At 45.6% G+C, this 26,343-nt stretch carries 27 protein-coding genes; 15 read left to right on the forward strand and 12 right to left on the reverse strand.

What is annotated here, in order from left to right; translation table 11 throughout:
* Nucleotides 1-7: 7 nt before the first annotated feature.
* Complete coding sequence (locus BUC05_RS08080) at nt 8-1,168, forward strand: amidase (RefSeq protein ID WP_306204681.1); 1,161 nt, start codon at nt 8-10, stop codon at nt 1,166-1,168.
* Between the two features lie 229 nt (nt 1,169-1,397).
* Nucleotides 1,398-2,144 carry a YqjF family protein gene (locus BUC05_RS08085; protein WP_051881290.1) on the forward strand — a complete coding sequence of 249 codons (747 nt, stop codon included), beginning with the start codon at nt 1,398-1,400 and terminating at the stop codon, nt 2,142-2,144.
* A gap of 207 nt (nt 2,145-2,351) precedes the next feature.
* Here the strand turns inward: BUC05_RS08085 and BUC05_RS08090 are convergent, their stop codons facing one another.
* Both BUC05_RS08090 and BUC05_RS08095 read right to left on the reverse strand, forming a co-directional pair.
* Complete coding sequence (locus BUC05_RS08090) at nt 2,352-2,726, reverse strand: DUF2512 family protein (protein WP_035206198.1); 375 nt, start codon at nt 2,724-2,726, stop codon at nt 2,352-2,354.
* Between the two features lie 36 nt (nt 2,727-2,762).
* Nucleotides 2,763-3,278, reverse strand: a complete 516-nt coding sequence (locus tag BUC05_RS08095) for a DUF3231 family protein (protein WP_073304527.1) — start codon at nt 3,276-3,278, stop codon at nt 2,763-2,765.
* Between the two features lie 334 nt (nt 3,279-3,612).
* On the opposite strand from BUC05_RS08095, the gene BUC05_RS08100 reads away from it, so the two are divergent.
* Complete coding sequence (locus BUC05_RS08100; protein ID WP_011248563.1) at nt 3,613-4,818, forward strand: prolyl oligopeptidase family serine peptidase; 1,206 nt, start codon at nt 3,613-3,615, stop codon at nt 4,816-4,818.
* A gap of 177 nt (nt 4,819-4,995) precedes the next feature.
* Entirely contained in the window at nt 4,996-6,939 is a 1,944-nt protein-coding gene (locus tag BUC05_RS08105) for an elongation factor G (RefSeq protein WP_073304529.1), read from the forward strand.
* A 461-nt stretch (nt 6,940-7,400) separates the two neighbouring features.
* Here the strand turns inward: BUC05_RS08105 and BUC05_RS08115 are convergent, their stop codons facing one another.
* Nucleotides 7,401-7,688 carry a hypothetical protein gene (locus tag BUC05_RS08115; RefSeq protein ID WP_073304531.1) on the reverse strand — a complete coding sequence of 96 codons (288 nt, stop codon included), beginning with the start codon at nt 7,686-7,688 and terminating at the stop codon, nt 7,401-7,403.
* Nucleotides 7,688-8,047 carry an NAD-dependent epimerase/dehydratase family protein gene (locus BUC05_RS08120; RefSeq protein ID WP_063609627.1) on the reverse strand — a complete coding sequence of 120 codons (360 nt, stop codon included), beginning with the start codon at nt 8,045-8,047 and terminating at the stop codon, nt 7,688-7,690. The genes BUC05_RS08115 and BUC05_RS08120 overlap by 1 nt, the downstream gene beginning before the upstream one ends.
* A 245-nt stretch (nt 8,048-8,292) precedes the next feature.
* On the opposite strand from BUC05_RS08120, the gene BUC05_RS08125 reads away from it, so the two are divergent.
* The 5 genes from BUC05_RS08125 to BUC05_RS08145 all read left to right on the forward strand — a co-directional run bounded on the left by BUC05_RS08125 (nt 8,293) and on the right by BUC05_RS08145 (nt 12,692).
* Nucleotides 8,293-9,066, forward strand: a complete 774-nt coding sequence (locus tag BUC05_RS08125) for an alpha/beta fold hydrolase (RefSeq protein WP_073304533.1) — start codon at nt 8,293-8,295, stop codon at nt 9,064-9,066.
* A gap of 138 nt (nt 9,067-9,204) precedes the next feature.
* Nucleotides 9,205-9,717, forward strand: coding sequence for a GNAT family N-acetyltransferase (locus BUC05_RS08130; protein ID WP_035206209.1), 513 nt, complete (start codon nt 9,205-9,207; stop codon nt 9,715-9,717).
* A 208-nt stretch (nt 9,718-9,925) separates the two neighbouring features.
* Entirely contained in the window at nt 9,926-10,750 is an 825-nt protein-coding gene (locus tag BUC05_RS08135; protein ID WP_011248558.1) for a purine-nucleoside phosphorylase, read from the forward strand.
* 275 nt (nt 10,751-11,025) lie between these two features.
* Nucleotides 11,026-11,988, forward strand: a complete 963-nt coding sequence (locus tag BUC05_RS08140) for a helix-turn-helix transcriptional regulator (protein ID WP_035206211.1) — start codon at nt 11,026-11,028, stop codon at nt 11,986-11,988.
* Between the two features lie 74 nt (nt 11,989-12,062).
* Complete coding sequence (locus BUC05_RS08145) at nt 12,063-12,692, forward strand: type 1 glutamine amidotransferase family protein (protein ID WP_073304535.1); 630 nt, start codon at nt 12,063-12,065, stop codon at nt 12,690-12,692.
* A gap of 385 nt (nt 12,693-13,077) precedes the next feature.
* Here BUC05_RS08145 and BUC05_RS08150 read toward each other — a convergent pair whose 3' ends face one another.
* From BUC05_RS08150 to BUC05_RS08165, 4 genes are read right to left on the reverse strand one after another with little or no spacing between them, the layout of a single operon-like run.
* Nucleotides 13,078-13,821: an ATP-binding cassette domain-containing protein gene (locus BUC05_RS08150; protein ID WP_035206213.1), complete on the reverse strand. Its 744-nt coding sequence runs from the start codon at nt 13,819-13,821 to the stop codon at nt 13,078-13,080.
* A 12-nt stretch (nt 13,822-13,833) separates the two neighbouring features.
* Nucleotides 13,834-14,601 carry an ABC transporter permease subunit gene (locus BUC05_RS08155; protein WP_011248554.1) on the reverse strand — a complete coding sequence of 256 codons (768 nt, stop codon included), beginning with the start codon at nt 14,599-14,601 and terminating at the stop codon, nt 13,834-13,836.
* A 15-nt stretch (nt 14,602-14,616) separates the two neighbouring features.
* Nucleotides 14,617-15,615, reverse strand: a complete 999-nt coding sequence (locus BUC05_RS08160) for an aliphatic sulfonate ABC transporter substrate-binding protein (protein WP_035206214.1) — start codon at nt 15,613-15,615, stop codon at nt 14,617-14,619.
* Nucleotides 15,608-16,441 (reverse strand): VOC family protein, encoded by an 834-nt coding sequence (locus BUC05_RS08165; RefSeq protein WP_051881292.1) that lies wholly within the window; start codon nt 16,439-16,441, stop codon nt 15,608-15,610. Before BUC05_RS08165 ends, BUC05_RS08160 begins: the two co-directional genes overlap by 8 nt.
* A 419-nt stretch (nt 16,442-16,860) precedes the next feature.
* Between BUC05_RS08165 and BUC05_RS08170 the strand changes: the two genes are divergently transcribed.
* Nucleotides 16,861-17,685, forward strand: coding sequence for an isocitrate lyase/PEP mutase family protein (locus BUC05_RS08170; RefSeq protein ID WP_244153293.1), 825 nt, complete (start codon nt 16,861-16,863; stop codon nt 17,683-17,685).
* Nucleotides 17,686-17,707: 22 nt separating this feature from the next.
* On the opposite strand, the gene BUC05_RS08175 is transcribed toward BUC05_RS08170, so the two are convergent.
* From BUC05_RS08175 to BUC05_RS08185, 3 genes are all read right to left on the reverse strand, one after another.
* A complete protein-coding gene (locus tag BUC05_RS08175; RefSeq protein WP_011248550.1) occupies nt 17,708-18,346 on the reverse strand; it encodes an SdpI family protein in 639 nt (212 codons plus the stop codon).
* Nucleotides 18,343-18,615 carry an autorepressor SdpR family transcription factor gene (locus tag BUC05_RS08180; RefSeq protein WP_011248549.1) on the reverse strand — a complete coding sequence of 91 codons (273 nt, stop codon included), beginning with the start codon at nt 18,613-18,615 and terminating at the stop codon, nt 18,343-18,345. The genes BUC05_RS08175 and BUC05_RS08180 overlap by 4 nt, the downstream gene beginning before the upstream one ends.
* A 160-nt stretch (nt 18,616-18,775) precedes the next feature.
* Nucleotides 18,776-19,678, reverse strand: coding sequence for a LysR family transcriptional regulator (locus tag BUC05_RS08185; RefSeq protein WP_073304537.1), 903 nt, complete (start codon nt 19,676-19,678; stop codon nt 18,776-18,778).
* Between the two features lie 120 nt (nt 19,679-19,798).
* Between BUC05_RS08185 and BUC05_RS08190 the strand changes: the two genes are divergently transcribed.
* Nucleotides 19,799-20,461: an O-methyltransferase gene (locus tag BUC05_RS08190; protein ID WP_011248547.1), complete on the forward strand. Its 663-nt coding sequence runs from the start codon at nt 19,799-19,801 to the stop codon at nt 20,459-20,461.
* A 137-nt stretch (nt 20,462-20,598) separates the two neighbouring features.
* Here the strand turns inward: BUC05_RS08190 and BUC05_RS08195 are convergent, their stop codons facing one another.
* Nucleotides 20,599-22,056 carry an alanine/glycine:cation symporter family protein gene (locus tag BUC05_RS08195; protein ID WP_011248546.1) on the reverse strand — a complete coding sequence of 486 codons (1,458 nt, stop codon included), beginning with the start codon at nt 22,054-22,056 and terminating at the stop codon, nt 20,599-20,601.
* 249 nt (nt 22,057-22,305) lie between these two features.
* On the opposite strand from BUC05_RS08195, the gene BUC05_RS08200 reads away from it, so the two are divergent.
* The 4 genes from BUC05_RS08200 to BUC05_RS08215 all read left to right on the forward strand — a co-directional run bounded on the left by BUC05_RS08200 (nt 22,306) and on the right by BUC05_RS08215 (nt 25,855).
* Nucleotides 22,306-23,049 (forward strand): SDR family NAD(P)-dependent oxidoreductase, encoded by a 744-nt coding sequence (locus BUC05_RS08200; protein WP_035206217.1) that lies wholly within the window; start codon nt 22,306-22,308, stop codon nt 23,047-23,049.
* 329 nt (nt 23,050-23,378) lie between these two features.
* Nucleotides 23,379-23,852 carry a PH domain-containing protein gene (locus BUC05_RS08205; RefSeq protein ID WP_011248544.1) on the forward strand — a complete coding sequence of 158 codons (474 nt, stop codon included), beginning with the start codon at nt 23,379-23,381 and terminating at the stop codon, nt 23,850-23,852.
* A gap of 165 nt (nt 23,853-24,017) precedes the next feature.
* Nucleotides 24,018-24,617, forward strand: coding sequence for a TetR/AcrR family transcriptional regulator (locus BUC05_RS08210; protein WP_035206219.1), 600 nt, complete (start codon nt 24,018-24,020; stop codon nt 24,615-24,617).
* A gap of 197 nt (nt 24,618-24,814) precedes the next feature.
* Nucleotides 24,815-25,855, forward strand: coding sequence for an NADH:flavin oxidoreductase (locus BUC05_RS08215; RefSeq protein ID WP_035206220.1), 1,041 nt, complete (start codon nt 24,815-24,817; stop codon nt 25,853-25,855).
* The last annotated feature ends 488 nt before the right edge of the window (nt 25,856-26,343 follow it).

Raw genomic sequence — 26,343 nt, forward strand, 5'->3', positions numbered from 1 at the left:
GATGGAGATGAATTGGCACGCGTTTATAGACAAAGACATGAAGCGAGAAGGAGCGAAAGCTGGCATCCTTGCAGGAAAGACATTTGCTGTGAAAGACGTGTTTGCTGTGAAAGGTTACACAAACAGTGCTGGCAATCCTGATTGGCTTAAGACAGCGCAACCAGCAGACGCAGACAGCCCGAGCATCGCCAAACTTTTGGCAGCAGGTGCTGATTTGCGCGGCATGGCTGTCACCGATGAGCTCATGTACAGTTTGAATGGCGAAAACGTCCATTATGGGACGCCTGTAAACCCGTACGGCGCCGACCGCGTACCAGGCGGCTCTTCAAGCGGCTCAGCCGTAGCGGTAGCTGCTGAACTGACCGATTTTGCGATTGGGACAGACACAGGTGGATCGATCCGCATACCGTCATCCTATTGCGGCATTTATGGCTTTCGCCCAAGCCATGGCGCTGTCGACATAAGCGGGGTGATTCCACTTGCAGAAAGCTTCGATACGGTCGGTTGGATGGCCCGTGATGTCGAATTGCTAAAGGATATAGGGACTGTCTTGCTTGGCGATCAGACAGTGGAAGAAGAAGCGGGCGAGCAACTTTTGATTGATGAGGCGCTTGTGGGCATCGCAGAGCCTAACGTTCAAGCACTTGTCTTGCAGGCGGCGGATCGCCTCGGCGCTAAACCGATTTCCCGGTGGACATCCGACAGGATCGACGAAGGGTTTGAAACGTTCCGCCACCTTCAAGCACGGGAAATTTGGCGGCAACACGGCGAATGGGTACAAGCAGCCAAACCTGCCTTTGCAGCTGATATTGGCGCCCGATTCCAATGGGCCAGCACCCTTCAACAACAGGAACTGCCGCTCTACAAGGACAAGCAAACTGCAATGAAGCGCGCCTTTGCAGCTGACTTTGCGCCAAACGATATTGTGCTGTTGCCGACTGCCGCTGGTCCAGCCCCGAAAAGAGGCGGGTCTGGGCAAGAACTAGAAGCGATTCGGGCCAAGACGATGAAGTTAACGTCTATCGCTGGACTTGCAGGCTGTCCGCAAATCACCATTCCGTTTGCTTCAGTTGAAGGGCTGCCTATTGGGCTTTCGGCCATTGGCTATCCGGGCCAGGACCTTTTTTTGCTCTCTTGGGCCAATCGTTTATTTGGGGTTCATACATAATGGAAGTTTTTGAAGGTGAAGGTGTTCAAGTAGATGAGCATCCATCTTCTGAGTGTTTCATGCTTTTGCTACAAGGGTATTCACTGAAGGGGTTTTGTTATTGAAATCCTTGTAAGTGAATTTTTTTTGATGTGAACGTTAGAAAGGGGCCAAACTACATAGAGGAGGGGCAGAAGGAGACACAGCCCTGAATACTTCAGGCATTCAGCTGTACAAAGGAGATTGGGCCATGAACAACATAGCGGACAGGCTGCATTGTTTTGTTAAAAAGCAATGGATCATGGCGCAAACGTGGGAGCATGTCCTGTTTGCTCATTGGCAAGTATCGAAAACGCAACTAACGCCGCTGCTTCCTGCAGGGCTTAGCTTGGATTTGTATCAAGGCACTGCCTGGGTCAGTGTGTTGCCTTTTTATTTGAGCACATTACGCCCTCGGTTTTTGCCTCCCTTTCCAGGGGCGAAAGCATTCCCCGAATTAAACGTTCGCACATATGTTATACACGATAGAAGACCAGGCATTTATTTTTTCAGCCTAGACGCAAGCCACTTTCTTGCTGTACAGATGGCACGCACGTTTTTTCACTTGCCTTATGTTCACGCAACGATGACGTTCACAGAACAACAGGAGTCGATCCAGTTTTGGAGCCGCAGAAACACGGAAAGCCAGGCTGAATGCACAGCGTCGTATTTTCCGATTTCGCAGCCAAAGCCCGCCGCTCCTGGCTCATTGGCGCATTGGCTCGTGGAAAGGTACAGGCTTTACACCTCATCCTCGAAGCATCTGTATTATCAAGATATCGACCATGAGCCATGGCAATTGCAAAAAACGGCTGCCAATGTGAAGGCGAACGAGGTAGCGCTCGCTGCCAACATCGATTTGCCAGTGCAAGAGCCGCTTTTCCATTATGCCAGAAAGCAAGATGTGCGGTTTTACCCGATGGGGAAATGCCAAACTATAAAGGAGTTGCCTAAATAGACAACTCCTCAGACTGTAGACAAACGCTCGCATACTTCGTCGTTTGCCTCGGTCATATGCTCATGAACCCAGGTTCTATTCGCATCTTCCCTCGCCTGCACTCCTCGTCTGACAAGCGTTTTCTATCAGTCTGAGCGGGCGGTTATCGACTTTGTCGACAACCTTAGGAGTTGCCTAAATAGACAACTCCCTTGGGGGCTTGTGCTTTTATGAAGAGGACGTGCTCAATCGGTCTGAACCAATGCCTAATTTGGCCAAGTAAATATGGAAGAAGTATTCGCCGACGGCAATCGCAATGGCTGAAATGGCGGCAGCCCCTGCCATCGTTTTCGGTGCAATCGGGGTAAGTGCCATTCCTAGCCACCACACAATGAAAAAGGCAATGACCGAATCAGCGACAGTGGCCATTATGTTCGTGATTTTAGGCAAGATGAGAATGTCGCCTAAATAGGCAATCCCCACAAGAATGACTGTGATTATAAAGACATTCCCAAAGGACAGCCCAAAACCAAAACCTAGGAATAAGTAAAGGAGCACGAGTGTCATGATGCCTTTAACGGCTAATGCTTTTACATGTTTCATGGTGATTCCTCCTTCGTATACCTAAAAGTTATTCTATTACACGTCCTCATCAGCTGGTGGTTGGTGAAGAGGAGGAGGGACTAACCAGCCTTTTTCTTTTAGCAGTTGCAAAAACTTTCCTGCTAATGTCGCTTTTGAAGCATGAAATTGGCCAAACATGGCGGCGATGTCTTCACGAATAGACTGGCCCATGATTTTACTGCATGCCACGAGTCCCGCTGCAGTCGTAGCAGAAGCAGAGGCTGCTATATCAGCGTCCATAAAACGGGCGCCTGGTGGAATGTCATCAAGGTTTGCTTTTGGCGGTTTTGGTGCTGCTGGAGGGAGGGCCACGCCATTTTCCTTCAACAGTTCAGAAACTTGTTTAACTTCCTCTTTGCTTTGCTCCATGCATGTATGAAGCAGTTTCTTTAAATCGTCGTCGCCGACATGGTTTAATAACACCCCGTATTCGGCAATCATTTTGTTGCCTGCTAATACAAAGCCCCAGGCGCTGTATACTTCACCGTAATGCATAGGTTCTTCTTTAGGATTTCCACTTAAAATACCCACTGTTTTCTCTCCTTTCTAAGCTGTTTGTCTCTAACGTGTTTCATTTTCCACGATAGAATGCCCAACAAATAAAGGAGATATGTATACGAATAAGATTGTGGTGAAAACGATTCGGAAAGCTTTTGCATCAAGATGCGATCGCACCTCCCTACGAAATCACATACGACTTTGTCGCGATTTGTATTTGCCTTTTGGGCGTGTTTTATGAAATCATAAGCGCAAACGCAAACGACTCCGAACACATCTTATCGAATAAGGACAAAAAGACGAGTGATTCAGCGGTGGTTTTGCGATTACGAATAGGGGAAACTGAAGGAAAAGGAGGGCAAGCCCCATGCACGTTAAAAAAGGGAAGTTGGTCATCGTGATTGTTGCGGCAAGTGCTGTGGTTGCTGTGCTTTTTCTTATAAATAAGATGAACGAAAGCGAGTCTTCCATTGCCGGAGTCGATTTACTGACGGAAGTAACGTCAACAGGTGAGCAAGTCGTTGGAGCAGCGATTGAATACACGGTGCCGATTACGTCGACTAACTTATCTGAAACAAGCTATTCGGTACAAGCAATTAAAGGCGGCCATCATATTTCAAGAAACGTCGAACATGTTTACGTCGGCCAAGCGCCTGAACTTGGCAATCCTGTAAGTGAAGGGCATTATGTCATTATTGAATTTAGTGGAAACGACTTACATGGAGGCACGCTTAGTTGGAATGGCAGCAAGTATCAAAGCAGTCGCCCTACGCCAATGTATCGGATTCAGCAGGTTGAAGCGATCACCACCAGCGACGGGCAGCAGTTGCCGCCAACGAGCGACGAAGTCGTCTCAACTGGCGAACGCTCGCCTGTAGTTGAGTCTTTTTCTTATGAATCTTACCAAAATCAAGCGGGAGCAACGTTGCCGTACCGGTTATATGAGCCGAATCAAGAAGAGGGAGAACGCTATCCGCTCGTGCTTTTTCTTCATGGCGGCGGCGAGCGAGGCAACGACAACCAGATCCACTTGCTTGGCAGCGAAGGGGGAGTCGCCTTTGCCCGCCCAGATGTGCAAGAACAACATCCGTCGTTTGTGGTAGCGCCACAAGCCCCTTATGACCCTTCCGTACCTTTGCTTGAAGGGTGGACAACAGAACCAACGTATAGCATGGTGCTTGAGTTAGTCGAGTTGATGAAAGAGCGCTATCCAATTGATCCTGACCGTATATATATCCATGGCATGTCCATGGGAGGGATTGGAACGTGGAATTTCATTGAAACCAACCCTGACTTATTTGCCGGAGCGATTGCCATTTGTGGATACGGCCACCCTGAAAGGGCAGAGGCGATAAAAGATGTTCCCATTTGGGCATTCCATGGCGAGGATGACAAAATTATTGATGTGTCAGGGTCTCGCTTAATGGTGGAGGCGCTCGAAAAGGTAGGGGGCCATATTCGTTACACCGAATTTAAAACAGGAGAGCTGCGTTCCCCTCATTCAGCTTGGGGGCCGGTATACGAAGACAAACGGGTAATCGAGTGGTTGTATGCGCAATCGCGGGCCAACTAAACGAAAGCTCTTTACTGCCACTTTCCCGCAGTAAGGGGCTTTCGGTATTTCAAGATCCACATGCTATGTTATAATCGGACTATTCTAATAACAGGAGGCGTTTAAGTATGCGCAAAATGAACATGAAAAACCAATGGAAAGGAAAGAAACAAATGAATAGGAGCTGTTACAACTATTATGAAAACAATCAACATTGGGGTGTTGGCCCATGTTGATGCCGGCAAGACGACGTTAACCGAGCAAATGTTATACCAAGCTGGCGTCATCAAGGAAGCCGGTTCAGTCGATAAGGGCAACACAACCACCGATACACTTGCGATTGAAAGAGAACGAGGCATTACAGTCAAAGCAGCAGCCGTCTCTTTTTTCTGGAACGATGTAAAGGTGAATATTATTGATACGCCAGGCCATGCTGACTTTATATCTGAAGTCGAGCACGCGCTAACGATTTTGGATGGCGCCATTTTAATTGTATCCGCTGTCGAAGGCGTCCAAGCACAAACGCGTGTCTTGATGCAGTCGCTAAAAGCGTACCGTATCCCGACTGTATTTTTTATAAATAAAATTGACCGTGTTGGCGCCGACTATAAACGTGTCATTAAACAAATCAAGTGGTTGCTTGACGACCACATTTGCCCGATGTGCGAACAAACACAGGGCGACACGGCTTATTCCATTAAAGCCACTTGTCCGCAAACAGCTGGCTGGCTAGACGTTCTCGCGCTTCACAACGACGAGTTGTTGGCCGCTTATGTTGAAAATGAACCTGTAAGTGAAATGGAATTGCGGAAAGAGCTGTCGCAACAAACCAAAAAAGCAGTGGCTTATCCCCTTTTTATTGGTTCAGCAGCAAAAGGAGTTGGCGTTTCCGCCTTGCTTCACTCGCTTTCCCATTGGTTTAGCCACACAACAGAGGAAGCGTCGGAGCGGGATCTTTCTGGCATTGTGTTTAAAGTGACCGAGTTGCCTAACGGCGAACGGGAAGCGCTTGTCCGCCTTTACGAAGGAAGGCTAGTCGCTAGAAAAATGGTTTCAGTCATCCGTGCTGACCACCCATCCTTTTCGGTAAAAGTCAAGCATTTACAACAGTTAGAGAATGGCGGGCGGACTGGCGCTTCTGCCGTCAGTGCTGGCGACGTTGCTGTGTTGCGTGAGAAGTCTCTACAAGTCGGCGATATCCTCGGTAAGCGTGTGCCCCAAATGAAACGATTTGCGTTTAAAAAACCGCCGCTTCAAGTACAAGTGCACACTGACCGCAAAGAGGAGGCAATCGCCCTTCATCGGACATTAGCCCGTCTAGCAGCAGAAGACCCGTTTTTGCAATATACACAAGACGCGGCTACAGGCGACCACTTTATCCGCATATTTGGCCACGTCCAGCAGGAAGTGCTTTTGTCGGCGCTTAAAAATGAACAGGGCCTTTCCGTTTCCATGAGCGAGCCCCTTGTCGTTTGTATTGAAAAACCTTCAGGCGTTGGGGCTGCTGTCGAATGGATTGGTGAAAAAGGCAATCCTTTTTACGCCACTCTAGGCTTTCGAGTCGAGCCTGGGCCAGAAGGGAGCGGGCTCTCTTATCAACTCGAAGCAGAGCTTGGTTCGCTGCCACCTGCTTTTCAGCGAGCAGTCCGTGACACATGCCGAGTTGTATTGCAAGAAGGGTTAAAAGGCTGGGCGGTAGAGGATATCATCGTAACGCTCACCCATACAGGTTATTGGAGTCCTGTTTCGACAGCAAGGGATTTCCGCGGCCTGGCGCCATTGGTCTTAATGGAGGCGCTCCGGCAAGCAGGCACATCCGTCTATGAACCGTTAGAGAGAATCGAAGTGATTGTGCCAGAGCGTTTTTTAAGCACTCTCCTATCACGAATCGTCCAGCTAGGAGGAAACGTGTTAGAGCCAGCCTTCCACCAAGCCGGCGTCCTCATAAAAGGGACCATTCCTGTACGAACGGCAACCCGTTTAAAATCATCGATACACGCCCTTTCCGGCGGAGAAGGAATCTTAATCTCTAAGCCAGGCGGGTACGAACGGGTGGCAGGAAAGGCTCCCACAAAGGAACGGAGGCAGTTGAACCCATTAGAACGGACGAATTACTTGATGCGCTTTAGCCATACCATGTAGGTGCTATAAGTTGAAATCGTGCTGCTTGTTAAAACCGGCAAGGACAGCGAAAAACCCTTTCGCCTGAAAGGGTTTTTCGGATATTACGTTAAATTCTTAGAACGGACTAGCGTTCCTTGTTTTTAGGCATTTCCTATTTCCGTTGCCCAGCTTATTGTTTTTTTATAAAGTATTTTATAGCGAAATATATAAAAACAGCTATCCAAATAATGATTAGAAGATAATAGTAATCCTGGCTTACTAAAAGGATGCCTGCTCCTGCAATGAGTACAATCACCATATCTACTTTATTTGAGCTTTTTTTCTGCTTGCTTATGAACACTATGAGGAAAACAACGATGATGATAACAAATAGAGAAAAGATAGATACGTCCATATGATAACTCCTTTAAAAATACGTTCCAATACACGAACATTCTCTGCTTTTTTCTGTATTACAAGGAATCCCGAATGACCCCTCGTTATTGCGTATAAGCATTTAAAATAAAATCGACTTTATTCATTGAATGACGAGGAGGGACGAAATCCCTTTGTTGTTTAAACCACTTATAACTTCTTTCAAGCCCTTTTTCAAGGTTGATAGCGGGTGTTGGCAGGCCATCATTTGTTAATTTAGTAGTATCCATAAGATAAGAAACGTCACGAAAAGGGAAAAATTGCTTTGAACCAATCTCATTCTCTGTTAAAAATTTTTGCTCTACCTCTATTATTTTTGAAGGGCTATTCGTTATTTTCTTGAATGTACTCATCAGAGACTTCCAAGTGATGGTTTCTCGGTGGGCGAGGTTGTAACTTTGACAAACTGCATGACGATTCTCGAATGTAGCGAGAATCGTCCTAAGCACATCCGCAATGTGTATAAATTGTCTACATCCTCTTTATCGTATGCGGAGATATCGACAATGTAATGGTATTGTTTGTGTTTAAGTGCTGCTGTCAAATCCGATCGTTTTTTTCTATTGCATTTTATATGGGTTGTATAACCTGAAATCGTTGATCTTCTTCTTCCTGTCGTCAAAAAATCAACTGAATAACCGAGGTTGATCAGTTGCTGAAGAAAGGCTTTCCCTACAAATTCTGTCCCGCCCATAACTAAAACTTGTTTCAAACAGCCCACCTCGATTTACTATTCGTAAAATGTATGTCCATTATATGATTGAAGGCAACCAGATACAATTCCAAAATAACCTAAAAGAAGGCTTTTTCAGCGTTTCCCGTAGCTCCAACAGGAAACACCCGATACGATTATCTATAAACCCTCCTATTCTCTAGAGCCTCGGTCCCATTCGATTCATGATTTTCCTGTCCTAATGGAAACGGTATACAGTATAATAGTAACAAGGAGGGCAATAGATGAATTTATTTATTGAGGAATTTGGTGACAAGCAAGCGCCAATGATGTTGTTTTTGCATGGCGGCGGATTAGCAGGATGGATGTGGGAGGAACAAATCGACTATTTTTCCCACTATCATTGTGTCGTTGTCGACTTGCCTGGCCATGGAAAGAGCGCCCATTTGCCCTTTTCGATCAAAAGTTGCGCTAAACAGCTAATTGAATTAATTGAAACGTATGCCCCAGGCAAGGAGACGGTGCTGGTCGGTTTATCTTTAGGGGCGCAAATTGGCCTTGAAGTGTTAAGCAGCCGTCCAGATTTAGTACAGGCTGCAATGATAAACAGTGCGAATGTTCGGCCGTCTCCAACATTGAAAAGATGGATTCGCCCTGCCATTCACATAACCTCTCCACTCGTAAAAAACAAATATTTTTCAAAACTCCAAGCAAAAGCACTTTATATAAGGGAGAAACATTTTGAACGCTACTATGAGGAAAGCTGCCAAATGAAAGCAGGTACGCTTGCGAACATAATAGAAGAGAGCGTGACCTACCAGTTGCCTTCTTCTTTCAAGGACGTGGAATCGAACGTGCTTATTGCGATTGGCGGAAAAGAAAAAGCCGTCATCGCCAAATCAGCCCAGCAAATTCTGAAAAGCAACAAGCATTGTATCGGTATTGAAGTACCAGGTGTAGGGCATGGCCTTTCTTTGGCGAAACCAGCTCTTTTTAATGAAATGGTGGACTGTTTTCTGGCTGGATCAGCCTTGCCAAAAGGGTGCGTCCCGTTATAAATATGTCAGTCTCGTTTAACAAGAGCTGCCAAGGGGCATCCATGTATATAAAACTGTGAAACCGCTTAAACTAAATAGAAGAGGGTTCATGCAAGAAAAGAGTATGCGTGAATTTTTAGCGCATGGAGGGACAGAGCTATGGAGATTACGATTAAGCACCTAACAAACGAGGCGTTGGCACAAGAAGCGCAAGAGCAGTTTGCGGCGAACGGGATCATGAGGAGAGAAGGCTATTTTCGGACATGCCTTGATGAAAACTACAATGGCGATCGCGTCACTGTTCTTGCTTTTTATCAAGGAACGCTGGCCGGGTGCGGCCATCTCTTGAAAAAATCGCCGTATGCCCAATTCCGTAATCAGCGCATTCCTGAAGTAAATGATCTTGTTGTTTTTCCGCCATATCGGCGCCGGGGTGTCGGCCAAGCCCTTATTCACGCACTCGAACAGCTTAGCCGTGATTTAGGCTATCAAACGGTTGGCCTTGGCGTTGGCTTGTATAAAGATTACGGAAGCGCTCAACGGCTCTATGCCCGGCTTGGTTACATTCCAGACGGTCATGGCATTTGTGCTGGGGGTGAGCCAATCGACGCTGGCAGTCATACGGTCGTCGATGATGAGCTGTTAATGTATTGGACAAAAAAGCTAAAGTAAGCTTTTCTACTATTCATCTATCAAGAACAAATGATACACGTACGGAGCGTTTTTCTCCCGTCTTGGAAGCCTAGACGGGCTTCTTTTTATATGAGCTTCATTTTTGAACGGGAAATGATGCTTCCATCTTGTTCGCTGATCGATTATGTTATACATAGTGTAGGCCATGGCAGCCGTAACAAATTTATCAATCATGGGAGGAACCATAATGGCATTATTAGAACAAATTAAGGAAGCAGCTGAATATATTCAAAGCAAAAGCAGCTTATCGCCGAATGTCGGAATCATTCTCGGTTCGGGGCTTGGAAATGTAGCAGACGAAATTGAAAACAAGGTTTCGATTGCCTACGAAGAGATTCCCCACTTTGCCACCTCTTCGGCCATCGGCCATGCGAACCAATTGGTGATGGGCACTTTAAAAGGCCAGACGGTTGTGGCGATGAAAGGGCGCTACCATTTTTACGAAGGGTATGATTTGCAGCAAGTCACTTTTCCAGTACGTGTCATGAAAGCACTTGGCGTGAACACGCTGTTGATTACCAATTCTTGCGGTGCTGTCAATACCGACTTTTCGCCAGGGGAGTTGATGCTTATTCGCGACCACTTAAACCTAGTTGGCACCAATGCGCTCATTGGCGAAAATGAAGATGCGCTTGGACCAAGGTTTCCTGATCTTTCGGAAGTCTACAGTTCCCGTTTGCGGCAAATCGCCAAAACCGTGGCAGCTGAACAAGGCACAACCCTTCAAGAGGGTGTTTATAGCTGGTGGAGCGGCCCTGCCTACGAAACGCCTGCAGAAGTGCGGATGATTCGCATTCTAGGCGGTGACGCGGTCGGCATGTCTACCGTTCCCGAAGCGACTGTTGCGGCACATGCTGGCATGGAAGTGCTAGGAATTTCCTGTTTAACAAACATGGCGTGTGGCATTTTAGAAGAACCGTTGAGCCATGATGATGTGATCGAAGTCGCTGGCAAGGCAAATGCCGCTTTTACCAAGCTTGTTAAAGGCGTTTTAGACCGTTTGCAGGCCTAATTTCCCACCGTTAGTCGGTCATTAGCGTAAAATGTTTCTAAAGTGGCTTTTAATTGTATAATATAAGAACAAGTACAGGATTGACAAGCGGCGAAGTTGCCTTATCAGTTGGTGTTTCGCCACGATATGTTTTTAAGGTTGAAAACCCCTACTCACCGGTAGGGGTTGATTTTATGGTAAAAAGAACATAACAATAGTCCATTAACGGGCCGATTGTAGAATATCGCAGTTAAACCTATGCAATAGAAATAAATTCCATGTAGAGGTGGAGTTGTATGCCAAAAATGGACAACATGCTAGCAATTCTATGGATGCTTAGTTCAGGTGAAAAAGTGACTGCAACACAAATTTCGGAAAAGTTAGAGATGAATATAAGAACGGTGTATCGCTATATGGATACACTTTCCACAAGTGGGGTGCCTATCATTTCAGACACAGGGCATTACGGTGGGTACACGTTATTGAATAAGTTTATTGAAGCCCCACTTTTTTTTGATTTTGAGGAGCAAACCTCCCTATTTCACGCTGCTGTTTTTGCAGAAGAAGCCGGATATTATGGAGGTGAAGCACTAAATAGGGCTACTTTAAAGCTAAGCAACTATTCAACGCAAGAGCAGGAAACAAAGATAAACCAACATTTAACCAGCCTTGAAGTAATAAGGCAATTAAGTTCCCTCTCTATGGAAGCTTTCTTAAAGGAATTGGAGCAGGCCGTAGCTAACGGATACTCTGTAAAAATTTTATACTATAAAAAAGGCGAAGAGCAATCAACGTATAGATTGGTTGATCCGTACAGGATTATATATTGGAATAATAAGTGGTATGTGATTGGATTTTGCCATCTTAGGAAGGACATCCGTAGCTTTAGAGTAGATCGAATGGAAAGTCTAATGGTGACAGAAAATAAATTTAACCGGCCCGAAAATTTTTCAGCACGTGACTTTTTTATGAAAAACCTCCTTCCAACTATAGAAGATAAAGAGAAGATGATGTCGTTAGTTATTAATGGAAATACAAGGACGTTGGATGATATGTGCCAACATTGGTTTTTAGGGCATTATTTACAAAAGCGGACTTCCAATCAAGCCGTATTTCTTCTTGAAAAAGAGATGATGTATTCATATGTACCTTATTTACTTTTGTCGTATGGCAAATCAATTCAAATTGTTGAGCCAATAAGTTTTAAGAAAAGACTTATTGAAGTTCTAACAGATCTAATAGAATTTCATCAAAAATGATAACTTCCCTGACGTTAGCTGTCAGGGAAGTTATCTTATAATAGCGATATCAATTGTGATGGGAGTGGTATTGGATGCGAGCAAAAGTTTATCTTTATGTATTTGATACAATGTCAGACTGGGAATATGGATATTTAATGGCGGAACTAAACTCAGGAAGATATTTCAAAAGGGATTTAGCACCTTTCAAAGTAATTACAGTAGGCGCTAATAATGAAATCATTACTACGATGGGAGGGTTGAACATAAAACCAGATATTTCCGTAAATGAGTGTATTCTTGAAAGCAAAGATCTTTTAGTTTTACCTGGAGGGAATACTTGGGGAGAAGATAGTCATCAACCGATCTTGAAAAAAACTGGCGATGCTTTAAAGCTTGGGACTATTGTTGCTGCCATTTGTGGTGCAACTGAGGGACTAGCGAATTTTGGGTACCTAGATTCAAGAAAGCATACAAGCAATGATTTAGAGTATCTTAAAATGGTTTGTCCTAGTTATAAAGGAGAAAAATTTTATGAAATGAGACCTGCAGTATCTGATGGGAATTTGGTTACTGCATCAGGAGTAGCCCCTCTGGAATTTACGATGGAAGTACTGGAAAAATTAGATGTATTTGCGCCAGATACATTGCATTCATGGTATAACCTAAATAAAACTCATAGAGCTGAATACTTCTTTCAGTTAATGAATTCAATAAACGGATAAGCTAAATCAACTTAGCAGATTATATTAGTTTTAAAAAATGACCATGCTTTAGACGATGTCAAAGTGTGGTTTTTGTATATTAGTTAAAAATATCGGAAGAATGGATGGAGCCGATTTACTGGAACGGTCTCGAAGGGAAGGGTAAGGAAGACGGAGACAACAAGCAGAACAGCGCCAAAGGGTTGGTCGTAGATAAGCTTCTCCCGTCGTCCTTTAAAACTCCAAATTTAGAATTACGCATTTAACATTTCTCTTCCAATACAACGGAGAATCACGGAAGTTGCTACTGTCGCGGAGGAGATGTTCCTATCTCTTTATAGACAAAACGTCTTGCAAAAACTAAAAAAGAGGAGGTGTCTAGTGATCTAGAACGCCTCCTCTTGGATTACTCCTTTTCCAAAATCCGCGAAGTTACTTGCTTTTCAAGTTCAATTAATTGTTTATTGGTCACATCTCTTGGCCTGCTCAAAGGATTTTCGACATCAAGGGCAATGACGCCTTCTTCAATTAATATAATGCGATCGGCAAGTTTAACGGCTTCGCGTACATCATGGGTGACAAGTAAGGCGGTAAACTGGTTTTCTTGCCAAATCGTTTCGATTAAGTCTTGCATCTCTGATCGAGTCAGCGCGTCAAGGGCACTGAGTGGTTCATCGAGCATGAGCAAATCAGGCTCCCTGATCAGGGCGCGTGCTAGGGCGACGCGCTGTTGCTGCCCGCCTGAAAGCGTGCTCGGCCATTCATTGGAAAAAGCTGATAAACCAACGGCATGGAGGACGCTCTCGCCTTTTTGCTGCCAATTCCCTTTAAGGCCAAGCCCGACGTTATCGATCACTTTTTTCCAGGGCAGCAAGCGTGAGTCTTGATACATCATGGTGATGCTTGCCTGTGACTTTTTTAATGTTGCCCCATTGAATAAAAGGGCGCCGCTGCTTGGTTGTTCTAAACCAGCAACGAGACGGAGCAACGTGCTTTTTCCACTTCCGCTTTTGCCGACAATCGCGACAAATTGCCCTGCTTCAATCGTAAGTGTAATATCCTTTATCACATTTTGATCACCAAACGTTTTTTGCAATTGTGCGATGCGGATTTCAACGCCGCGCTTTGTCGTTTGTTTTGCTATAGCCATAATCGTTCTCTCCTATTTCCGATAATTCGGATGCCAGCGAAGCGCTTTTTTCTCCCCGAATTGGGCGATAATGTCCGCCAGCTTGCCAAAAAGGGCGTAGATGATAATGGTAACGATAATAACCTCGGTTTGCATAAACTGCCGTGCATTCATGGCCAAATAGCCGATGCCGTCGCTTGTGGCAATGGTCTCAGCAACAATTAATGTCAACCACATCACTCCGAGGGCATAGCGAATGCCGACAAAAATGGAAGGCAACGCCCCAGGGAGGTAGACATGGCGGAAAAGCCCCCAGCCTTTTAGGCCATACATTTTCCCCATTTCAATATAGCCTCGATTGACGCTGCGGATGCCATGCAATGTATTAATGTAGATCGGGAACATGACACCAAGGGCAACAAGAAAAATTTTCGACGCTTCCCCGATCCCGAGCCAGACAATCACAAGAGGCAGCAAGGCGAGGTGAGGAATGTTGCGGATCATTTGTACAAACGTATCAACCGTGTAAAAGGACCACGTTGACCAGCCGTTCAAAATGCCAAGCAGGAGCCCGATTGCGCCGCCAATGAGTAAGCCGATGAACGCCCGATATAAACTGATTTGAACATGTTCTAAAAGCGTGCCTGAAACGACCAGCTCATAGAAGGACTCGAGCACTGATGTCGGCGCCGGAAACAAACTAGGGGAGACAATTTCAAGCATCGATATGATTTGCCAGATAACAAGGAACAACAACGGCAGCATCCAAGGAAGGATTTGTTTTTGAAATGTATTCGTCATGTTGGCACCTACTTGTTATTCAATGTTGTCTGTTGCCCATGCTGCATCAACAGGCATGATTTCGGAAACGTCGACTTCGTTTTCAATGAGGCCAATACGGTAATAATCATCTGCCTGTTTTTGCTGGGCAGCGATGATGTCTTCGTTGATATTTTCAACGCCATAGTCACGGCGATTCACGACAGTGTCCAGGATCTCTTTCTCAATTCCAATCATATTGGAGAGCAATTCGGCGACTTCATCTGGATTTTCATTGGCCCATTGATCGGAGCGGTTCGTTTCTTCTAGCAAAATTTGAATCAGTTCTGGCGATTCCTCGGCAAATTGCGGCGTGGAAAAATAGAATGTCCGATTCGGGTACCCTTCGACGTTGTGATCGAGTGTTTTTACGTCAAGGGTATGTTCGACTCCGGCGAAAAATGGATCCCACGAGGCCAGTGCATCGACCTCCCCAGTCTCAAGCGCAGAACGGCCTTGTGAGGCATCGCCCATATAACGAAAATCCACATCATCGGCGCTTAGCCCCTCAGCTTCAAGGGCAAGAATCGCCAAATAATGGTGGTTGCCTCCTTTCATTGCCGCAATGCTTTTGCCTTTTAAATCCGCCACTGTTTCAATGCCAGAATCAGACTTTACCATGATGCCGACGCCTTGTTCATGAGGAAGGCTAGCGCCGACATAAACGATGTCGCGACCTTGTGCTTGTGCAAAAATGCCAGGGCCATCAGCCGCGTTTCCATAATCAATGTTGTTGGTTGACAACGCCTCCATGACAGCGGTTCCTTGGTCGAATTCAATCCATTCAACCGATACATCCAGTCCTTCCTCTTCAATCCGCTCTTCCAAATAGCCACTTTCTTTCAGCACATTTAGCGTATTCCCAGTTTGGAAGCCGATGCGGATCGTTTGTGCAGCGTTTGCTTCGGATGGGGACGACGACTGGCTTCCGCACGCGGTCAAGATTCCGCCGCCTAGTAAAACAAAAGCTAGAGTTAGTATTGTTGATTTACGCATGTGTCTCTCCTCCGTTGAAAACATAATGCCCCCCATGAATCGTAAACAGTTCCGTTTGGCCAGAGCCTGTTAACATAAGCTGAAACGGCCGTTCGCCACGTTGCTCTAAAAACTCATTCACCGGCCCTTGCCCTTTTGGTTGGGCAAATTTCAAGTTCCCTCCAGGAAGCTGCAATGTGTAGATGTCGGCGTTTAGGCGTGGATCGTAAATCGAGCCTTTGTGTTCTAAGTCGAACCACTCAGCCCATTTAAAAGCCGTTTGCTTTGCATCGTGGACAGCCATAAGGAAGCTGTCGATTTTCCATTGGCCAGCAGAATGAGGGGCAACGACTTGAGCTTCCTTTAATTCGTTTAATCGCTCTTGGTCGGTTTCGTGCCAGTCAATAAAGAAGGGGAGGGGTAATTCGGATCCTTCTTCACCGACGAATAATAGCGACCATTCCAACAGTTTGCCATCAGGACGCTTTCGGCTAAGAGGCACTGGACCATTCACGTTTAAGCCTTTTTGCTTGAATGTTTGTGCGAGCTTATTTAAATCCCGAGTGCGCAAACAAATTTTCGCAAAACCTTCAGTAAATTCATCACGAACAATGGAGGAAAAAGGACTGTAGGCTACATCCTGTGCTCCTACTTTGTCAAAAAGGGCACGATCATCAATGCTTAAAAACTCAATATACTCCATGCCGAAATGAAGCAACGTATTGTAAGAGCCCCGTTTTTCATGACGACCTCCATAAACCGTGTGAAAGCCTTTATTAATAAAACGATCTTTCAGTGTGTGTGCATCATCCACATAGTGAATCACATGATCAAAGGCAAGAGCCATCTCCTTCACTCCTCTATTCATTTAGTAATCCTATTAATTTTATATGATTTATAATTTTAATAAATAAAGTTTAGGGGAAGGACCTCAGTGTGTCAACAACTTTTGTTTTACAGTTATGCAAGGAACTGTTTAGAAAAAAAGGGGGATTGCAAGTTGGTGAAAAAGTGAGAAGCAAAATCGGTGTGTAAGGAGCAAGAGTGTTGGGTGAGGAACGCAGATGTCTGTAAGCATGATGCTGGTCCATTCCAACAGCGGGCTTTGCCGTTGTGGTCGACGTCAAATCTACTACATGATGAAATTTTTACCCCTATGGAAACTAAAGGAAGTTTTATTTTGCGACATCGACACTTCGATGTTGATGGAATTCTCTAGCGTATACAATAGCGGTGATCATTAAAATGGAAAAAGGGGATCTGTCAATGAAACAACAACATGCGATCAAGGCAAAAACATTTCGACGTTTACACGAACAATCTTCCACCTTTGTCCTCCCTAATGCATGGGACGCAATGAGCGCAAAAATGTTTGAAGCTGGCGGTTTTCAAGCGATTGGAACAACAAGTGCCGGCATTGCGGCTTCCTTAGGTTACCCAGATGGCCAACAGCTGCCTCGCGCTAAATTGGTTGAGGTAGTAAGGAATATCGCCCATTCAGTAGCGGTTCCCGTTAGTGCCGATATTGAAGCAGGATATGGGCGATCCGTGGCCGAGGTGGTGCAAACTGTAAAAGAAGTTGTAGCGGCTGGGGCAGTCGGCATTAACATTGAAGATGGCACAGGCAACCCTAGTAAACCTGTCTTCTCGATTTCCGAACAAACAGAAAAAATCGCAGCGATTAAAGCTAGCCATACGCCCCTATTTGTGAATGCCCGTACAGACATCTATTGGCTAAAAATTGGCGATCCTTTATCCCGTTTCCAAGAAGCTGAAAAGCGTGCAATAGCTTACCAAGAAGCAGGCGCAGATTGTTTGTTTATTCCTGGGCTTACGGACAGGGAAGAAATGCAAAAAATGAGGGCGGCCATTTCGATTCCGATCAATTTGTTGGTTGACCCGGAAATGCCCGCCCTCACGGAGTTGTCGACAATAGGAATTGAGAGGCTAAGTTGCGGCTCTGCCCCATTTCGGGCAACAGCTACATTGCTCGCTGCTATTTGCGAACAGATCGTTCACGACGAAACATTTTCCCATCTGACAAAGGATGTTCTTTCCTATAGCAGCATAACGAAAATCATGAGTCAGTAGATCGGCTACTGCTTTCAAGTGCCTAATGGCCGACGATGCGTTTATGAAGAATATACGAATAAACCATCGGCACGACTACGATTACAACAATGAGTCCGATGGACAATACCGCACTAATGTTTCTTGGCAAAAACGGTTCGATGATAAAAAGCAAGCCTCCGCCTATAAGCAAACGCCCACCAAGACGGTGTGTTTTTCGCCAAACTTCGTCATTGCTGATGGTCCACGGCGTTTTTATGCCGATAAACCAGTTGGGCTTAATCGTCTGCATGTAGTTTCCAAGAATGATAAAGAGGATGCCTACTGCAACTGGCACGACCCGATTGATTGAAACGGGAGCACCTATGCCTGAGAGGACCGTCACAATGCTAATCGCGAGAAAAAGGGCGATGAGCACGTTGCCGATAATCGAATAGGGCCGTGTGAATTTTCTATAGTTGTCTTTCTTCGGGTCTATGCGGGGCAAGTATAGCAACATCGCATAAACGGCGATCAGGATTCCATTAAGAAGCAAGAAGGCAGAGAATGTTGGAGCATAGCGGTCCACTTCTCCATTCACTCCCCAATGTACGGGCATTTCTGCAGGCAAGTGTTTATAAGCAAAAAGCCATACAGCGATAGAAATTATAATCGAAACAATTGGAAAGAGATGTTTTTTCATGGTTGTTTTCCCCCTTTTTCAAAAAAGCCCATTGTCCAGGAAAGCAGCTCCTGAAATACGGTTAAGTTGAGCGAGTAATAGACGAACTGGCCTTTTTTCTCGTCATGGACAAGGTGGGCAGCCTTTAACAGTTTTAAATGCTGGGAAATGCTTGGCTTTGACACTTGAAAATGGTTGGCAATCTCGCCAGCAGTTAAATCCTGTTCTTTAAGCAAATCAAGGATTTTTCGCCTCGTTGGATCGGCCAACGCTTTAAATGCTTCGTGCATCAGGGGCCTCCTTTCAAACACGGCACATTTAAGTAATTAAGAAATTACTTAAATACTTAACTAACCTAAGCATACAGGAATACTGCTTAATTTTCAAGTGTGTATCCCTATTGACAGGATGAAAAAAAGCGTTAATTAAACGTTTGTTTAATCGACAAGATCACTTGCCGTGCTTGAAACGTGTTCGTTTGCAATGGGAAATAAACCGTTGGACGAGTTCGTTTTGCTGCTCCTGTTTTCTTGTACAGATGGCAATGCTGTTGACGATGGGGACATGTTCAACATAGACGCGCGCTAAATCGCCTCGTTTTATATGTTCCTTCGCTACTAAAGAGGAAACGAAATTGATGCCAAAACCGGCCATCACAGCAGAAAGGGCTTCGTTCAATCCACTGAACTGCAAAGCAATCGTTGGCGGTTTTAGATGGTTGGCCTGGCATAACGTAAATAATTGCGCCCTTGTCGAGCTGCCTTCTTCGCGCATGACAAATGGTTCAATTACTACTTCCGCCAACGAGACTCGTTCATTGGCCAATCGATGGGAGGGAGCAGTGACAAACCAAAGCTCATCTTCTAGCCATTCATCCCAAACAAAGTCTTTCGCGCGTTTGTCGATGGTGCCAGCATATATCGCTATATCGGCTTTGTAACGGGCCAGTTTTTCAAATGCCTGTTGAGAATTGACCGTTTCGATTTGCAAATCGATTGTAGGATATTGGGCTTTGAATGCTCCTGCTAATTGTGGCAATAAAAAGTTTGCCGGAAGATATGTGGCAGCGACATGGATGTGCCCCGCGCCTACATCGCGAAATTGTTGAGCAAATGCTTCAATATGGGTTTCAACCGAGAATAACGTTTCTGCTTTGTCAGCAAGCTGTTTTCCAAATGGCGTAGGCACAATCCCCCTGCCGTCCTTTTGTAGCAAAGGTATGTTTAATTCCGCTTCAAACGCTTTTAGTTGGCTCGAAACAGCTGGTTGGCTAATGTGCAAAGCTTGTGCTGCTTTGGTGATGCTTCCCGTGCGCACCACCGTATAAAACAACCGAAGTCCGTGAAGATTCATTCCGTCACTCCCCGATATATAAATAATTGTTATAGATTCCTAAAAAAGATCGATTATTTTTATTGTTATGTTGAGTATACACTGGAATTGTAAGCAAAATAACGAAAAGGGGTTGGGAATGTGGAAAAGCAAACTTGGCAGCTCGTTGATTCGTATATGACGGAACGTTTGCGGATAGGGGATGAGGGTCTGGACGCTGCTTTAGCGAATAATCGCCAAAAGGGGTTGCCAGCTATTGATGTTTCGCCAACACAGGGGAAGCTTTTGACGCTGTTAGCAAGAATGAAAGGGGCCAAGCGCATTCTTGAAATTGGTACGCTCGGCGGCTACAGCACGATTTGCTTGGCACAAGGGATGTCAGACACGGGAAAAATCGTGACGTTAGAATATGAACCCAAACATGCTGCTTGTGCAAAGGAGAACATTGCTTTTGCCGGTTATGCCGATCAGGTCGATATCATTATAGGTCCCGCCCTTGAAAGCCTGCCTATTCTTCACGAACAGCAGCAATCGTTTGATTTTATTTTTATCGATGCCGATAAGCCTAACAATCCACATTACGTAAAGTGGGCGTTGAAGCTGGCTTCTCCTGGCGCGGTCCTTGTCGCTGACAACGTCATCCGTGACGGAGAGGTACTAAACCGCCACAGCACGGATCCTCGTGTCCAAGGCATCCGCACATTTGTAGAATTACTGGAGCAAGAGGAACGGATTGAGGCGACTGCGATCCAAACAGTAGGCGAAAAGGGCTACGATGGCTTTATTTTAGGGATTGTCCACTAATTGAACTGGCAATGAATCACAATAGAAGCATTAGGGGCGTTTTTCCTTTTAATAATGGTGACACACTCAAAAACAGCTAGCTTCAAGGCATTTGAAGCTAGCTGTTTCATGAAATGATTGACTAAAAGCGTGCGAACTTAACTAGCATTTTTGTCTGGCCCTTTCTCGTACGTTTCCCAGAATGTCGCATGTTGAATGCCCAACTTTTTAGGATCGAAAACAGGGTCAAGCCCTTGTTGTTTCTGAGCTTCATAATCCTTTAAGGCGATCATTGCTGGCTTGGCGAGCAGGACGATGGCAATGATGTTGATCCACACCATTAAACCGAGGCCAATGTCGCCAAGGAGCCATGCATTTGCAGCTGTTCGGTTGGCGCCGTAATACGTCGCTCCAAGCAACAGCAACTTAATGACAACCATTGGCCAGGCCGCATTGCGCCCGCGCATCAAATAGGCAATGTTTGTTTCGGCAATATAGTAGTAAGCCATAATCGTTGTAAAAGCGAAAAATAGGAGTGCAATCGCGACAAATCCCGTTCCAAAAGCAGGGAACACCTGGTTGATGGCTTCCTGTGTAAATTGAGGCCCAGCCTCAACGCCAGGAATCGCTTCAAACACATGCGTACCTTCTTCAGGCCCTTGTGTATTGTACATCCCTGTAAATAAGATCATAAAGGCAGTTGCTGAACAAACAAGCAAAGTGTCAATGTATACAGAGGCCGCTTGCACCAACCCTTGCTTAGCTGGGTGTGATACTTCGGCTGCTGCCGCGGGATGCGCGCCAGTGCCTTGGCCAGCCTCATTGGAGTAAACGCCGCGCATGACGCCCCAAGAAATAGCGCTGCCAAGCAAGCCGCCAAAGAGAGAGTCCATTCCGAACGCACTGCGAAAGATTAAGGCAATCGTTTCTGGTACAGCAGATAGGTTCATAAAAATAATGATGGCCGCCATCAACATATAGCCAATGGCCATAAATGGCACGATAAAAGCGGCGGTGTTCGCGATCCATTTAATCCCGCCAAAAATAATCAGCCCTAAAACCAATACAAGAAACAACCCAGTTGCCCAAGTCGGTATGCTAAAGGCATTATTGACAGCAGCGGCAATCGAATTGGACTGGACGCCAGGCATAAGCACAGACATCGCTACAAGGGCTGCGACTGCAAACAGAATCGCAAACCATTTTACGCCTAATCCTTTTTCAATATAGTAAGCAGGCCCGCCTCGGTATTGGCCATTTTGTTTATCTTTATAAATTTGTGCAAGCGTCGACTCAATAAACGCGCTGGAAGCGCCCAGAAAGGCAATCGCCCACATCCAAAATACAGCCCCTGGTCCGCCAAAATAAATCGCTGAAGCGACGCCAGCAATGTTCCCCGTTCCGACACGGCCTGCCAAAGCAACGGATAACGCTTGGAAAGAGGAAACGCCGGCATCTGATTTTTTGCCACTGAACATAAGGGTAAACATATCTTTTAGATGGCGGACTTGCAAAAATCTTGTTAGTAATGAAAAAATCAATCCTACACCTAATAATGTGTAAACGACTGGTGAGCTCCACAGCACATTATTAATAAACTCTAAGACCACGTCCACTGTACGTCCTCCTTAAATAAAGAGATGTTATTTAAATATTCCATGAATTTATCGAATTCTTATTTGATGGTCGGCTCCTTTCTTGGTTCAACTAAGTTATTTTCTTATAATAAACGGTATTGGCAAAGATGAAAAGAAGATCTTTGTGAATTTTGCGATTTGATTGGAAGATTTTCTGTCAGCCATTGACGCATCGTCCTTATTTGTTTTGGGAAGGATAACAGTACTGATCCAAACAGGAGGTTGCTTATGGTTGAACTAACCAACAAGGTCGTGATTATTACCGGAGGTGCGTCTGGCATTGGCCGGGCAGCGGTCGATGCGTTTTTGGCAAAAGGCGCAAAAGTGGTGATCGCTGATTTTAATAAGGAGACGGGAGAGGCTGCTGTTAAGGAATTAACAGATGCAGGCAAGCAAGTACTGTTTGTGCAAACCGATGTATCAAACGAACAATCGGTGCAAAATATGGTCGCTGAAACGGTGAAGGCCTATGAGCGCGTTGATATTCTTATAAACAATGCCGGTTTCGGTACAATGAGCCCGTCCCATGAAAGAACATACGAGGATTACGAAAAAATCGTGAAAGTATGCCAAGACGGCGTTTTTTTAGGATCGAAGCACGCGATTAAAGAAATGATTAAAACAGGCGGCGGTTGTATCATCAATACGTCGTCCATACTCGGCTCCGTCGCTCAGCCCGAGGCGCTGCCTTACAACGCTGCAAAAGGGGCAGTCAATACAATGACAAAATCGTTGGCAGTTGAATATGCAGACAAACAGATACGCGTCAACGCCGTAGCTCCTGGGTTTGTAGAGACAGCCGCCGTAAATAAGGAAGCGCTTGGCGACTTTTATGATGGCCTTGTCGCCAAACATCCAATAGGGCGGTTAGGAAAACCGGAAGACATTGCCCATGCGATGGTTTTTCTTGCCGAAAATGAATTTGTCACAGGTACAATTCTAACGATTGACGGCGGCTATACCGCTTTATAAGCAGAGAGAAACACCGTAAAGACAGCTCGAATCGGCTGCTTTAGGGTGTTTTTTGGCGGTCCTAAAACTACGCCAGACTATTTCACAGTAGCCCCTTCTTATATAACGTTAATAGTGTAATCATTTTACGTGAGGAAGAAATGAGACACATACTAAGAATAAGCAAAATAATAGGTCTAAAGGCATGGTTTCTATTTGCCGATTGGTTTGCGCGCGCTCAGGAGTATCGTACTGTTCAAAAGGCTACGCAAGTGCGTTAGACTAAAAGAAGGAAATGTTTAGCAAAATAGACGGTTGTTGATAGAAAAATGGGAAAAGGAGTTCAACCTATGCGCTACTACTCAAAACGAGATTGGGCCATGAAAGCCATTATTGCCGCGGTTTGGCTAATCGGGATTGCCGTACTCTTTTTTATGTACACAGACGATTCAGCAACATTCTTAATGATTTATGTATTTGGCCCAATGTTGGTATTCGGCCTTGTCTTAGTAACCGCATCAATCACGAATATGTATTATGAACTGCAAGAAGAAGGCTTGTATGTGAAAGCCGGTTTTTACTCTTATTTCTTTCCATATGAAACAATGGAAAGCATTCATCCAATAAAAGGCTTTTACACTCCTGGCGTTAAAGCCGCCATGGCTTTAACAGGCGTCGCCATCAAAGTCAACGACGGCAGAGAGTTAGTCCGAATTTCTCCAGACAACGAAGCCTCATTCCGCGCCGAGCTGATGGAAAAAGCGCCCCACGTAAAGGAAATTGATGAAGCCATTTCGCAAAGGGAGGATAAAAAATCCATTTAAATCTAGCATTGGATCTTCCGAAGAGGGACGAGCATATCGATTTTCTTGCGCTTTTTTGTGAAAAGCTCTTTTTTGATGACCTAGCCGAACCAGGAAACGATAAATGTTAACAGTGGGGAAAGCAAACTAATTGACTCCGCGGTCAAGAATGGATATGATACCTCCATGAGCAGACCAAGAGAATTTGATGTTGATCGTGCGCTGCGCCAGTCCATGGAAGTATTTTGGACGAAAGGGTTTAAAGCGACTTCCTATGATGACTTGACTAGCACGACGCAAGTGAAGAAACAAAGTTTGTATTGTGTCTTTAAAAATAAGCGCGAGTTGTTTTTACGTGCATTAGTGCTATACAGGGAACAGAGCATAGCGATGCTGGAGGCATTGGCCTCTCAGGAGGGGTCTCCTGTGAAAAAATTGGAGGCCATTTGCGAGGCTACGCTCTGTCAAAACGATGAAACGATGAGTCGAGGCTGCCTCATCGTCAATTCAGCCCTTGAATTTGGAACCGATGACGAGGAAGTCAATCGCGAGGTCGCATTGATGTTTAATCAGGTCGGCCGTGTGCTAGAGACGGTCATTCGCAGCGGTCAGGAACAGCAATTGATTACGTCTCGCCTTACAAGCAAAGCGCTTGCCCTTCACCTGAACAACGCTCTTAGCGGCGCGAAGATTATGGAAAAATCAGGTGCTCCCCGAGAACAGATCGCAGTGGTATTGCGTACAGCGCTTGCGCTTATGATGGCAGAGAATGATGGAAGCTTGTGAGTGATATATAACAACATGCATGTATGATACGTTGAATGCGTGCATGTCTTTTTTAGGAAAATTCTTGACTGTGTGGTCAAGAAGGCGTATAGACCGTATGGAAAAACGTGCGAGGGGGTGATACTTAAAAACATAGAGGGCATCAAATGATTGATTTTCTAGACTGTTCACATACAAAATGAAACCCGGAGGTAGTTATGACGAATTCAACGTCCGTTCAAGCTTTGTTCCAACCGTTTTCAATTAAAAATATGAATCTGTCCAATCGGATTGTGATGGCGCCGATGACTCGCCAATTTTCACCTGGAGGCGTTCCAGGGCCTGATGTGGCCGCCTATTACCGCCGCAGAGCGGAAAACGGAGTCGGACTAATTGTGACCGAGGGTACGGTCATTGAGCATCCAGATTCGTCGAATCAGGAAAATGTCCCGCACATCTATGGCGACAAGGCATTAAACGGCTGGGCCAACGTAGTGGCTGAGGTGCACAAAGCCGGTGGCCGGATCATCCCACAGATTTGGCATATGGGTGCTCGCGGCCATGTCGGCGACTATACGGAAAACGATGTCGCCGCCATAGTGGATGCTTTTGCGCAAGCTGCAGCGGAAGCGAAGCGGATCGGCTTTGACGGGATTGAACTGCACGGTGCGCACCAATATTTGATTGACCAGTTTTTTTGGGATCAAACGAACCCGCGCACAGATCGTTATGGCGGTGATATGGTGGAACGCACCCGCTTTGCGGTGGAGGTCATCGAAGCTTGCCGCCGCGCCGTCGGACCGGACTTTCCTATTGTGCTGCGCTTCTCGCAATGGAAGTCCAGTGACTATACGGCTAAATTGGCAACAACAGCGGCTGAATTGGAGCAATTTCTGGCACCGTTAACCGACGCAGGAGTCGATGTCTTCCACTGCTCCACTCGCCGCTTCTGGGAACCTGAATTTGAAGGGTCTGATTTGAATCTTGCTGGTTGGACTAAAAAGCTGACAGGAAAACCAACAATCACCGTCGGATCAGTTGGGTTGGACAGTGAATTTACGAAACTCTTCGCCGAAGGAAAGGGAGCAGGTGTCTCGAACATTAACGGGTTGATCGAGAAACTGGAACAGGGGGAATTTGATCTCGTAGCGATCGGTCGGGCATTATTAGCTGACCCTGCATGGGCAAGCAAAATCCGTGATGGCCGTATCAACGAACTGACGCCATTTTCGCCCGACGCGGTAAAAACACTTTACTAAAAGTAATCTTGCAACAACGAAGGAGCTGCGCCGCAGCTCCTTTCGCGTGAGTGGCGAAATTCTTCAAAGGGAAGCAATGAAGAGTAGCGTCAAGGGATCCACATTTAAATGTTCGATAAAGAATACGATCAAACATTCGATCTGACAGGGTTTCTCATATGAATAATAAGAGTCTGGCCGTACCTCCCACATATTTTGTTTTCGGTTGTTACGATCGGAGCTTCGCCAAACCAATTGTGCAGTCCGAACAGGAAAATAAACGACACCCGATCTTTAAAAGTGGATTACACCTTTTACGGAATGGGGGACTCCCGAATGTTTTCTGTACATGTTTAAACACGCCCTTTTTATGTTTTTTTGGCATGAACAAATTTAGTGGTAGGAGGCTTCGCTAATGTACGTCTTGGCCGCAATCAGCATTCATGCGAATCCAAGCCAGCCACCGATTGCCCTGCATAACAACCTATCCCACTTGGCACACTAACGGT

Origin of the sequence: Shouchella rhizosphaerae, assembly GCF_900142675.1 — a bacterium.
Taxonomy (GTDB): domain Bacteria; phylum Bacillota; class Bacilli; order Bacillales; family Bacillaceae_D; genus Shouchella; species Shouchella rhizosphaerae.